The organism is Mycetocola zhujimingii (genome assembly GCF_003065425.1).
Taxonomy (GTDB): Bacteria; Actinomycetota; Actinomycetes; order Actinomycetales; family Microbacteriaceae; genus Mycetocola_A; species Mycetocola_A zhujimingii.
Genome location: NZ_CP026949.1, coordinates 538,870 through 551,387, shown reverse-complemented (window position 1 = coordinate 551,387; position 12,518 = coordinate 538,870). Strand labels below are relative to the sequence as shown.

5 protein-coding genes are annotated in these 12,518 nt (G+C 67.0%); all 5 read right to left on the bottom strand.

Annotated features, from left to right (window positions below; translation table 11 throughout):
* Positions 1-5 precede the first annotated feature (5 nt).
* The 5 genes from C3E77_RS02605 to C3E77_RS02585 all read right to left on the bottom strand — a co-directional run bounded on the left by C3E77_RS02605 (position 6) and on the right by C3E77_RS02585 (position 12,509).
* A complete protein-coding gene (locus tag C3E77_RS02605) occupies positions 6-2,747 on the bottom strand; it encodes a DNA polymerase III subunit gamma and tau (RefSeq protein ID WP_108390210.1) in 2,742 nt (913 codons plus the stop codon).
* 159 nt (positions 2,748-2,906) lie between these two features.
* Positions 2,907-4,127: an acetate/propionate family kinase gene (locus C3E77_RS02600; protein WP_108390209.1), complete on the bottom strand. Its 1,221-nt coding sequence runs from the start codon at positions 4,125-4,127 to the stop codon at positions 2,907-2,909.
* Complete coding sequence (pta, locus tag C3E77_RS02595) at positions 4,124-6,235, bottom strand: phosphate acetyltransferase (RefSeq protein WP_108390208.1); 2,112 nt, start codon at positions 6,233-6,235, stop codon at positions 4,124-4,126. The genes C3E77_RS02600 and pta overlap by 4 nt, the downstream gene beginning before the upstream one ends.
* 53 nt (positions 6,236-6,288) lie before the next feature.
* Positions 6,289-8,787: a phosphoketolase family protein gene (locus tag C3E77_RS02590; protein ID WP_108390207.1), complete on the bottom strand. Its 2,499-nt coding sequence runs from the start codon at positions 8,785-8,787 to the stop codon at positions 6,289-6,291.
* Between the two features lie 116 nt (positions 8,788-8,903).
* A complete protein-coding gene (locus C3E77_RS02585; RefSeq protein WP_108390206.1) occupies positions 8,904-12,509 on the bottom strand; it encodes an endo-1,4-beta-xylanase in 3,606 nt (1,201 codons plus the stop codon).
* Between the last annotated feature and the right edge of the window lie 9 nt (positions 12,510-12,518).

Below are 12,518 nucleotides of genomic sequence, written 5' to 3'. Positions count from 1 at the left end.
AGTGTTTAGTCCCTGTTAAAACGTGTCGGTGGGGTGTGCGGTTGTTCCTCGATGAAACTCGCACCGAGGATTTCCCGCACAACAGATTCGCCGTAGCGAGTGGATGCTTTGGGGTGCGCCGGGGTCAGGACCCGCGACTGCTGCTGCTGTTGTTGCGCTTGCTGCGGCGACTGCGACTGCGACGGCGCACCCTGCGCTGTGGACCCGGCAGCGGGTACCTGCGGTGCCCGTGCAGGGCTCGTGACCGCCGGTGCGATCCCCGCCGTGACGTCGCCGATCGCGACCGGCTCGGCGTATGGGTCGCCATAGCCATCGGGGTACGGGGGTTCATCGTCGGCGGGAGGTGCGTCATCGTCGCCGGGCAGCGACGGATCGACGCTGACCACTCGGGCGGGTGCCTGTTGCGCGGCGGGCCCCTGACCGGTCTCCGGCACTGCAGCGGGTCGCGCGCCAGCGGACGGTGCGGGCTCGGTCTCGGTCTCGGTCTCGGCGACGGTCGCGTCGAGTTGTCCGCCCGAGCCAGGAATCGCGACGACTGCCCAGCCGCCGTCAGCGTTGAGCGGTGCTGCCGGCGACTCGGGCGCGACCGTGGCGATACGAGCTGGCGCAGTGGCGGTTGGCGTGGTTACAGGAGTTGCTGTGGTTGCGGGAGCGGCTGTCGCTGCGGGACCAGCGGCGGTTGCCGTCTGAGCGGATGCCTGCGGTGTCGTCGACGCGGCGACCACTGTCGTGCGCGGGGCAACTCCCGGAACCACCCACTCCGTCGGGATCGCGTCGCGGGCGGCACGTGACTCGGCGTCGGCACCGACGACCTGACCGGCGACGGCGGTTGGCCACGCCGGCGGTGCTGGTGGGTTCTGTGGTGGGTCGTCACCCTCGGAGGCGTTCGGTGCCGCATCCGGCACAGTGTTCGGCGCGGCATCCGGCACTGACGGAGCCTCCGCCGAGGCGGCGGGCGCGCCAGCCGGTGCGGGATCGGCGTTGGGAACCGGAGCGACGCTGGTCGAGCTCGTGCCAGCCTGTGCTGCTGCCGCCGGGCGGACGTCCGGCGAGATGCCGGGGGCGCTCGGCGAGGCGGGTGGAGCATCGGTCGTCGACGACCCGCCGTGACCGTCACCGGGAGGGGCAACCTGGGCGATGAACTTCACGCTGACGCCGAGGACATCGAGAATCGCCTGCCGCACGTGCGACGAGACGCCCTCGCCCGCATTGAGCTTCTTGAAATCGTCGACGTCGGTTTGGCTCGGGAAGGCCAGTCGCAGAACGAGGTCGTCACTGAAACCGCGGATGGACGCTGTCGTCGCAACGAGCCAGGAGGAACGCTTGGTCTTCGCCACGCGATCCAGGATCTCGGGCCAGGCGTCTTTGAGCTGCTGCAGCGACACAGGCCCGATGGGCCGGACGGTCACCGGCTCGGCGGGAGCGGGCGGTGCGTCTTCAGCCGCGGGGGCCTGGCGCGCCGGCGCTGGCGCGGCCGGTTCGACAGGTGCTTCGACCGGGCGTTGCGCCGTCGGAGTTGCTGCCGGGGCTGCGGGCTGCGCTGCCGGAGCGGCGGGCTGCGCGGGAGGGGCGAGGACGCTGTCTCCCATTCCCACGCGCCGCTCGAGCCTCTCGACCCGGGCGAGAGCGCCCCGCGCGGAGTCGTCCATCGACGGCACGAGCACGCGCGCGACCATGAGTTCGAGGTGAAGCCGCGGCGAGGTTGCGCCCGTCATCTCGCTCAGTGCCGTGTTGACGATGTCGGCGGTCCTGCTGAGCTCGGCCTGGCCGAAGCCCGTGGCCTGCACAGACATGTGGTCGAGTTCGTCTTGCGGGATGCCACGGAGCACGGCGGATGCTTCGGCCCCTGTCGCGCCGACGACGATGAGGTCGCGGAGTCGCTCGAGCAGGTCGTCGACGAAGCGCCGGGGGTCCTGGCCGGTCTGGATGACGCGATCCACCGCGGTGAACGCGGCGCCCGAGTCGCGGATGGCCAGTGCGTCGATCACCTCGTCAAGCAGGGCGGAGTGGGTGTAACCGAGCAGCGCGACGGCCCGCTCGTAATCGACGGTGTCTCCCTCGGAGCCCGCCATGAGCTGGTCGAGCAGCGAGAGCGTGTCTCGAGCCGAACCGCCACCAGCGCGAACCACGAGCGGGAGCACACCGGCTTCGACCTTGACGCCCTCGCTCTCGCACAGGGACTGCACGTACTCGAGCATCTGGGCCGGCGGAATGAGCCGGAACGGGTAGTGGTGGGTGCGCGACCGGATGGTGCCGATGACTTTGTCTGGCTCGGTCGTCGCGAAGATGAACTTGATGTGCTCCGGCGGCTCTTCGACGATCTTGAGCAGGGCGTTGAAGCCCTGCGGAGTGACCATGTGCGCCTCGTCGAGGATGAAAATCTTGTACCGGTCGCGGGCGGGGGCGAAGACGGCGCGCTCACGGAGGTCGCGGGCGTCGTCGACACCGTTGTGGCTCGCGGCGTCGATCTCGACGACGTCGAGCGATCCGCCGCCGTCTCGGCTGAGTTCGACACAGCTCGGGCAGACCCCGCACGGGGTGTCAGTCGGGCCCTCGACACAGTTGAGGCACCGGGCGAGGATGCGCGCGGACGTCGTCTTGCCGCAGCCGCGGGGGCCGCTGAAGAGATACGCGTGGTTGACCCGGTTGGTGCGGAGAGCCGTCATCAGGGGGTCGGTCACCTGAGACTGACCGATCAGCTCGGCAAAGGACTCTGGCCGGTAACGGCGATACAGGGCGGTAACCACTCCCTTATCGTAGCCGCCGCCACCGACAGAACGCCGAGCTTCTCCACACTGGGGGCACCTCTCCCCCGGCTGCTGCGCGGCATCCGTTACCGAGCGCGCCAGATCCATGCCCGCGCTGCAGATGCTTCTGCAGCGCGGGCATGGATGTGCAGCGGTCGGCTACAAAACGGCGAGCGTCTGCCGGGCGATCTCGAGCTCTTCGTTGGTGGGAACGACGAGCACGTCGACCTCGGAATCGTCGGTCGAGATCCGGCGCGGATCCCGCGACCTCTCTTCGTTGCGCTCGTCAGACAGACGGATGCCGAAAGCCTCGAGTCCCGAGAGCGCTGCCGCGCGCACCTCCGGCGAGTTCTCGCCGACGCCCGCGGTGAAGGAGATGACGTCGACCCGCCCGAGCTGGGCCATGTAATTGCCGATGTAGCCCTTGATCCGGTGCGTGTACACGTCGAAGGCTGCGACGGCCACCTCGTCGCCCGCGTCTGAACGCTCCTGGAGGTCGCGCATATCCCCGACGCCGGCCATACCGAGAATGCCGCTCTTGCGGTTGAGGAGTGTGTCGAGATCGTCGAAGCTCATTCCGGCGCGCCGGTGCAGGTGGATCAGCACCGCCGGGTCGAGGTCACCTGACCTGGTTCCCATCACGAGGCCCTCGAGCGGAGTGAGTCCCATCGAGGTTTCCACCGAACGCCCGCCCTCGATCGCGGAGACCGATGCACCGTTGCCGAGGTGGAGGACGATCTGGTTGATCTCGCCGAGCGGGCGGTACAGAAACTTCGCCGCTTCCTCAGAGACGAATTTGTGGCTCGTGCCGTGAAAACCGTACTTCCGCAACCGGTGCTTCGCGGCGAGCTTGGCGTCGATGGCATAGCTGTACGCCGCGGGAGGAAGGGTCTGGTGGAACGCGGTGTCGAAGACCGCGACGTGCGGCACGTCGGGAAAGGCACGCTGCGCCGCTTCGATCCCCTGCAGGTTGGCCGGGTTGTGGAGCGGCGCCAGTTCGGCCAGCTCCTCGATGTTGATCTTCACCAGGTTGGTCACGACAGTGGCCTCGAAGAAGCGCTTGCCGCCGTGCACGACGCGGTGTCCGACCGCCCCGAGCGGGTGGCGACTGAGCGACGGTCCGTGCGTTTCGAAGGCCTCGAGCATGACCCGGAACCCGGCCGTGTGATCGGGGATCGGGAGGATGCGCTCGGTCGTCTGCGGAGCGTTCGACCGCTCGACCGATGGAACGGCATCCCACGGAATCGTGTGGACCGAGCGTCCTGACGCTTCGCCGATCCGCTCGACCAGTCCGGTTGCGAGCATTTGCTCGGTGTCCATGTCGATCAGCTGGTACTTGAACGACGACGAACCCGAATTGACGACGAGGACGGTGCTCATGCCGAATCGCCCTGGGCCTGGATTGCCGTGATCGCCACCGTGTTGACGATGTCCTGCACGAGCGCGCCGCGCGAGAGGTCATTGATCGGCTTGTTGAGGCCCTGAAGCACCGGCCCGATCGCCACGGCACCCGCCGAGCGCTGCACCGCCTTGTAGGTGTTGTTGCCCGTATTGAGGTCGGGGAAGATGAAGACCGTCGCCCGGCCGGCCACCTCTGAGCCGGGCATCTTCGACGCGCCGACCGCGGCATCCGCTGCTGCGTCGTACTGAATCGGACCTTCGACGAGCAGATCGGGTCGGCGGGACCTGACGAGAGCTGTCGCCTCGCGCACCTTCTCGACGTCGGCGCCCTTCCCGGACTCGCCCGTTGAATACGACAGCATGGCGACGCGGGGGTCGATACCGAACTGCAGCGCCGTCTCGGTGGACGAGATGGCGATGTCGGCGAGCTGCGAGGCGTCAGGGTCGGGAATCACGGCGCAGTCGCCGTAGACGAGCACCCGATCCTGGAGCGCCATCAGGAACACCGACGACACCACGTTGACGTCTGGCTTGGTCTTGATGATCTCGAACCCGGGACGAATGGTGTGCGCTGTCGTATGCATCGCACCGGACACCATGCCGTCGGCGAGTCCCAGGTGCACCATCATCGTGCCGAAGTACGAGACGTCGGTGACCTGGTCGCGGGCCTGGTCGAGGGTGACGCCCTTGTGCGCTCGCAGCCGCGCGTACTCCTCGGCGAACCGCTGTCCGAGTTCCGGGTCGTGCGTCGAGAGGACCTCGGCGCGGGAGAGATCGAGCCCGAGTTCGACCGCGCGGGCGCGCACCTCGGCTGCCTCACCGAGAATGGTGAGCTGGGCGACCTCCCGGGCGAGCAGGGTGTGCGCGGCGCGGAGGATGCGGTCGTCGCCACCCTCGGGCAGCACGATGTGCTTCTGGTGGGCGCGGGCTCGATCGAGCAGGCCGTACTCGAACATCAGCGGGGTGACCACCTCGGTGCGGCTGACCTCGAGGAGCTTCAGAAGAGCGGATGCATCGACGTGCTGTTCGAAGAGAGCCAGCGCGGCATCGTACTTGCGCTGCGAATCGGCGGCGAGCCTGCCGCGGGTGCGGGTGATCGCGACGATGGTGTCGTAGGTGCCGAGCCCGGTCCGGATGACGGGGAGCGTCTGCGGAAGGCCGTCGAGCAGTCGCTCGACCGGCTCTGGCAGATCGAATCCACCGTTGAGCACCACGCCGGCGATCGAGGGGAAGGTGCCCGAACTCTGAGCCATCATCGCCGCGAGGAGCACCTCGGTGCGGTCACCGGCGACGACGAGAACGGCGCCCTCGATGAGCCGGGGAAGCACGTTGACCATGCTCATGCCGGCGACGACGACGCCGAGCGCCTCGCGGGACAGCAGCGCGGGGTCGCCCTTGATCAGGGTTCCGCCCGTCGCCGTCATGATCGACTCCATGCTCGGGGCGATGAGGTACGGGTTCTCGGGGATCGCCCACACCGGTACGCCCGGCTCGGTCCGCTCGATCGCGGCCGTGATCTCGGCGAGCTTGTCTTCGTCGGCGCGGTTGGCGATGATCGCCAGGAGTGTCGCGTGGGCGTGCTTGAGCTCTGACAGCGCGAGTTCGGCGAGGTCGTTCATTTGCGCGGGCGTGCGGGGGTCAGCCTGGCCGAGGCGCTCGCCGGAACCCTGGCTGCTGCGGCCGCCGAGCACGAGGAGGACCGGAGCGCCGAGGTTCGCGGCGATCCGGGCGTTGTAGCTGAGTTCGGTCGGGCTCCCGACGTCGGTGAAGTCGGAACCGAGGATCACGACCGCGTCGCACTGAGCCTCGACGGCCTTGTACCGCTGCACGATCGTCGCGAGGGCGGCATCCGCGTCTTCATGGACGTCGTCGTACGTGACCCCGATGCACTCGTCGTAGTCGAGCTGGACGCTGTTGTGGCTGAGCAGCAGCTGCACCACGTAGTCGCGCTCGCCCGTCGAACGGGCGATCGGGCGGAAGACGCCAACGCGCTCCACCGAGTGAGAGAGGGTGTCGAGCGTGCCGAGCGCGATTGTCGACTTGCCGGTCTGTCCCTCAGCGGACGTGATGTAGATGCTTGTGGCCACGGACCAAGACTACGACCCAGCGGGCAGGGCCACAGTCGCTAAAGTCCCACGGCTCAGCCGTTGTCGCCCCCGGTCTCGTCAACCCGTTCCTGCGCGTCCTCCTGGGACACACCGGCGCCCTTGCCCGACCACTGCCACGTCGCGACCTCGGGAATGTCCTCGCCGTGATCCCTCGTGTACTGGCGCGCGGCGAGCCGAGCGTCTTCCATCAGTTGCCGCAGCCCCGCCGAGCGCGTGCCGATGCCAGGAACCCGGTCGATGACGTCCATGACGAGCCGGTACCGATCGAGGTCGTTGAGCATGACCATGTCGAACGGGGTCGTCGTCGTGCCCTCTTCCTTGTAGCCGCGCACGTGGATGTTCTCGTGGCCGTTCCTCTTATACGCAAGACGGTGAATGAGCCACGGATAGCCGTGGTACGCGAAGACGATGGGCCTGTCGACGGTGAAGAACGAGTCGAACTCCCTGTCGCTCATCCCGTGCGGGTGCTCGGATTCGTTCTGCAGCCGCATCAGGTCGACGACATTGATCACGCGCACGCGGAGCTCAGGCAGGTGTTCACGAAGAAGGGATGCCGCCGCGAGCGTTTCGAGCGTCGGAACGTCACCGGCACACGCCAGCACGACGTCAGGTTCGGTGCCGGGCTGCTCGGATCCCGCCCAGTCCCAGATCCCGATGCCCCGAGCGCAGTGGGCGATGGCCTGGTCCATGGTGAGCCAGTTTGCCTGCGGCTGCTTGCCGGCGACGACGACGTTGACGTAGTCCACCGATTTCAGGACGTGATCGTACGTCGACAGCAGGGTGTTGGCATCCGGCGGAAGGTACACCCTCACCACGTCGGCCTTCTTATTGACGACGTGGTCGATGAAACCCGGGTCCTGGTGGCTGAATCCGTTGTGGTCCTGCCGCCAGACGTGGCTGGAGAGCAGGTAGTTGAGGCTCGAGACGGACCGGCGCCACGGAATCTCCGACGTCGTTTTCAACCATTTGGCGTGCTGGTTGAACATCGAGTCGATGATGTGGATGAACGCCTCGTAGCAGTTGAACAGGCCGTGCCTGCCGGTGAGTAGGTATCCCTCGAGCCAGCCCTGACACTGATGCTCGCTGAGCATCTCCATCACCCGTCCGGCCCTCGCGAGATTCTTGTCGACCGGGAGGATCTCGGCATCCCACTGCTTGTCGGTGTGTTCGTAGACAGCGGGTGCGAGCCGGTTGGATGCCGTTTCGTCCGGGCCGAAGATCCGGAAGTTGTCGGGGTTGTCGCGAATCACGTCGGCGAGCCACACCCCGAGCACCCGCGTCGCCTCCGCGGTGGTACCGCCGGGAACAGGGACGTCGACGGCGTAGTCGCGGAAGTCGGGAAGTTCGAGTTCACGGCGCAGCACCCCGCCATTGGCGTGCGGGGTCGCGCTCATTCTCAGGTCGCCGGTCGGGGCGAGCGAGGTGATCTCAGCGACCGGACGGCCGGTCTCGTCGAAGAGTTCGTCAGGGCGGTATCGCCGCAGCCACTCCTCGAGGATTTTCGTGTGCTCTTTCGTGTCGCGCGCGTTGGCAAGCGGGACCTGGTGCGCGCGCCAGGTGTCCTCCACCAGGAGGCCGTCGATCTCGGCCGGGCAGGTCCAGCCCTTGGGAGTGCGCAGGATGATCATGGGCCAGCGCGGGCGGGTCACGTCCCCCCCCGCGTCGCGCTGCTGCCGGGCGGTGCGCTTGAGTTCGGCGATCTCATCGAGGACCGTGTCGAGCGTTTTCGCCATCCTGGCGTGCACGAGCATCGGGTCTTCACCGTCGAAGCCGCCGGAGACGATGTACGGGTTGTGGCCGTGGCCGCGCATGAGATCGAGCAGCTCGTCCTCGGGGATGCGCGCGAGCACCGTCGGGTTGGCAATTTTGTACCCGTTGAGGTGCAGGATCGGGAGGACGACTCCGTCTTCGAGTGGATCCACGAACTTATTCGAGTGCCAGCTGGTCGCGAGCGGTCCGGTTTCGGCTTCACCGTCGCCGACGACAGCGGCGACCAGGAGGTCGGGGTTATCGAACGCGGCGCCGTACGCGTGGCTGAGCGCATAGCCGAGTTCACCGCCCTCGTGGATCGAGCCCGGCGTCTCCGGCGCGACGTGGCTCGGGATGCCGCCGGGGAACGAAAACTGGCGAAACAGCCGCTTCATCCCTTTTTCGGTCTGAGAGATGGGCGAATAGATCTCGGAGTAGGTGCCGTCGAGCCAGGCGTTCGCCACCATTCCTGGACCGCCGTGGCCGGGGCCCGTGATGTACAGGGTGGACTGTTCCCGCTCGGCGATCACGCGGTTGAGGTGCGCGTACACAAAGTTGAGCCCCGGGGTGGTTCCCCAGTGCCCGAGGAGCCGCGGCTTGATGTGGTCCTTCGTCAACGGCTCACGGAGAAGCGGATTGTCGAGGAGGTAGATCTGCCCGATGGAGAGGTAGTTGGCTGCCCTCCACCATGCATCGATCCGGGTGAGCATCTCTTCGCTGACCGAGGTCGGTTCTGCCGTGGTCGTGTGTGCCGCTGTCGTGTCTGCCGTTGACGGGGTCATGGGGTCATCCTAGGAAAGGGCACGCCCGTCCGATAGGGGCTGGCCCTCGGGCCGAACGCGGGGGCAAACGCAAGAGCCGGCGGGAGCAATCGCTCCCGCCGGCTCTTACGACCGAATTACCTGGCCGCGCGGCGCGACCGGACCAGCGCCGCTCCTCCGAGCAGCAGCAGCATCGCGATCAGCACCAGGGGTGCGACGTCCGCTCCCGTGTCCGAGAGGCCGTCAGCGCCTGAACGGTCGGCGCCAGCACCCTGGCCGCCCGCACCGGGCTGAGATCCAGCACCGGGCTGCTGCGGCCCAACGGCCGCAACCGTCACGGCGAGAGGAGCCGAGGCACGAGCCACCCCGTCCTGGAGCGCGGCGATCTCATAGGCACCCGCGGCGGTGTCCGCCGGGATGGTGACCCGGGCGGATGCCTCACCAGCGGCATCCGTCGTCACCGTCGCGAGCACCGCCGGAACCTCGAGTGCGAGTATCGAGAACGCGTCGGCCACGACGGGCTCCCGCAGCTGGAGTGCAACCTCGACACCCGGCTCGAACCCGCTGAGTTCGACGTCGACCGTGTTCCCGGCGACGACGGACTCGGGCGAAACCGAGATCATCGGCTGGGATCCTTCGACGGCAGACACGAGCTGAGCCACTCCCCAGCGCGCTGTCGACTGGTAGCCGGCACCTGACGGGTCTGCCCAGTTACGGATGCCGGTGCGAGCGCCGTTCGACGCGTCGTTGACCTGCAGGTCGAGTCCCTGGAAGGACCCGGCTCCGCCGGATTCGAGCAGGCTGACCGCGACTTCAACGCGGTAGCCGGTGTCGGTCCGGGTCGTGGCAGATGTGACCCGGTTGCGCTGGAACGCTTCGTCACCGGTTCCGAACGACACAGCATTGTCTGCACTGATGCGGATCTGTGTGTCGTCGTAGCGGTATGAACCGTTCTTCAGGTTGCCCGGATCCACGTAGATCTCGACCGAGTCCTGAATCCATGGGTCGGATCCGGACACGTCGACGGTCGGGTCGGTGACCTCGGCGAGGAGGTACAGCGTGTTGTCCCGCCACAGTGTGCTGAAGACCGCGGATGCCCCAGCGGTGCCCTCTACCTGCTTGAGCGTCTCAACGGTTCCGGCGGAGGTCCACGAGTCGTCGACGGTGCCGTCGATCGTGGGAGCGGCGTCGGTTTCGACCACTTCCTGGTACGACAGCGGTTCGAGCAGCGTCAGGGTCCCGACCGTTCCCGCGGTGTTCCACCCGGTTACTGTGCCGTTGTTCTGAACCCGGACATCAAAAGCGACGGTGTCCCCCTGCTCAGCCGCGGTCAGCGGAAGGTGCGCGACGATGCTGTAGCCACCATCGGTCTCGGTGACGACACCCTCGATGTCACCGGTCCCGTCGCGGCCGAACGTCGCCGTCTCCTCGCCCCACGTGAACTGAATCTCGTCAGTGGGATCCGCTGTCGCATCGTCGACCTGGACGAACGCGGTCAGGTGATCCGGTTGCCAGCGCAACTGGAACTGGGCGCTCTGCTCGATGGTCTGCAGCGGGAGCTGCTGCCACTCAAGTGCGGTCGTCGCGTCAGCGTCGAGGGGAACGTCGCCCTGGAACACGTTGGCGGTTCGCAACCGTGCAGGCAGCTCCGCGTCAACGATGCCGTAGTAGGCGGGCTTCGCCACGAGAGCGTCGGTGAACACGAGCGGTGCACCCGAGCTGTTGCGCCAGCTGCGTCCGTCGGTCAGTCCCCAGACCGTGACCGAGAACAGGTCAGCGGCGTGTGCACGGAAGATCCGGAACGCGTCACGGTAGTAGTACCCCTGCTCGACCAGTTTCGCCTGGGTCACCGGGGTGCCCGTTGTCACATCGAGTTCAGTGACGGCCTGGGTGAGCCCGAGGTCGGTGAATGCCGACAGGGCGGTTTCGAGCGCTTCGACCGGGGTCGACAGGCTCACGTGGAACTGGTGGCCGACACCGTCGACCGGCACCCCGCGTTCCAGCATCCGCTCAACGAGTGCGTGCAGGCGCTGCTGTTTGCCGTCCTGCTCGGTGTTGTAGTCGTTGATGAAGAGCGTCACCGGCCGGTTGGAGCCAGCGGCTGCGAACTCATCGTTGAAGGCTTCATCCGCGTACTGGAATGCCAGGTCGATGAAGTCCTCACCGAGGATGCGGAACCACTCGCTGCGGCGGAGACCGTCGGCGTTTTCGTTGCCGTCCGAGACGACCTCGTTGACGACGTCGAATGCGTTGAGCGGGTTTGAATCACTGCCGAATTCGCCGTAGGTGTCACTGAGGTACTCGGCGACGTTGAAGATGTGCGTGCGCATCCGGTCACTGAGGATCTGCTGGTCGGCAGCGCTGTTGGTGAGCGCCACGCCCGCGTCGTTCTGGAAGAACCACGCCGGAGTCTGTGAGTGCCAGACCAGGGTGTGACCGTAGACGGCGAGGTCTTCATCCTGGGCGAACTGCATCAGAGTATCGGCCTCGGCGTGCGGGGTGAACTCACCGTCGGCGTTGTACCAGGCCTCTGGCTTCATGTAGTTCTCGGAGGTGACCTGGTCGAAGTGCCTCGTGAGCAGGTCAGCCGCTGTGCCGGTGGTCTCACGACTGTCGATCGCTGCACCGACGGGGAAGCTCACGGTGTCCTTGATCGGCGTGAGGTCCTCGACCTCGCCACCGGTCGCGGGAACAGCGACGGTGATGTCATCGATCAGGAACGAGGAGGTGTTGCCGCCGTTGTACGCGGTCTCGAAGTAGAGCAGCGCTGAGTCGGCTTCCCCCATCTGGAAGGTCTGGTTCACCTGCACCCAGGTGCTGTTCGACATGCCGGTGAACTGACCGAGCGTGCCGTACGACGTCGATTCGCCCGTCGTCCGCGCGAGGCTCAGCCAGACGTCTCCCGCGGTCTCGCCCGCGGCGAACTTCACCCAGGCAGAGACCTCGTAGGTCTGGCCTGGGAGCAGGATGCCCGTGACATCGTGTCCGATGCCCTGGCCCTGCGAGGTGCGGCCGGACACCAGTGCGGCTTGCGCTCCACTGTGGGCATCGCTGGTCGAGACGGTCACCGATGCGGGGCCGCTGGCGTCGGCTCGGGGAACCCACCCGCCCAGACCATCTTCGAAGCCCGTGTTGAGCGACGACAGGTCTGAGTTACCTGGCGGGGTGGGGTCGGTGGGGTCGGTGGGGTCGTCCGCGCGCACCGCGGAAACGGTGACGTCGTCGACGAGGTAGCTGTAGCTCGTTCCGCCGGGCAGGCCCTCCGTGCCGATGTACGCCTGCAGCGCCGTGACATCCGCGTCCTGCGGGATTTCGAAGGTTCCCTCGACCGTCGACCAGGCGTCGGCGATGAGCGGCGTGTTCCCGATCCAGGTGTAATCCGGGCCAACGACGAATCGGATATTGACCGGGGCCGGGGTCGCTTCGGCGAGACGCGCCCTCATCGAGAACGTCAGGGTGTCGCCGGCCTCGAGGTCGGCGAACAGGCCTGCCGGTGTCTGGATGCCGTCGAAATCGGCCGCCCGGTCACCAACGACCAGGGCAGTGCCGCCCTCGTCAACCGGCTCATAGCTGAGAACCGGGCTGCCGCCCTGCTCCCAGCCCCCCAGCGTGCTGTCCTCGAAGTCGGCCGAGAGGAGCGTTTCAGGCTCCGCTGCCGCGGCCGGCGACGTGAATAGAGGCACAAGCAACCCGGCGGCGATGGCGCCCACCAGGATTTTGCGGGACACGGATCTAACTTTCATGACGCTCCT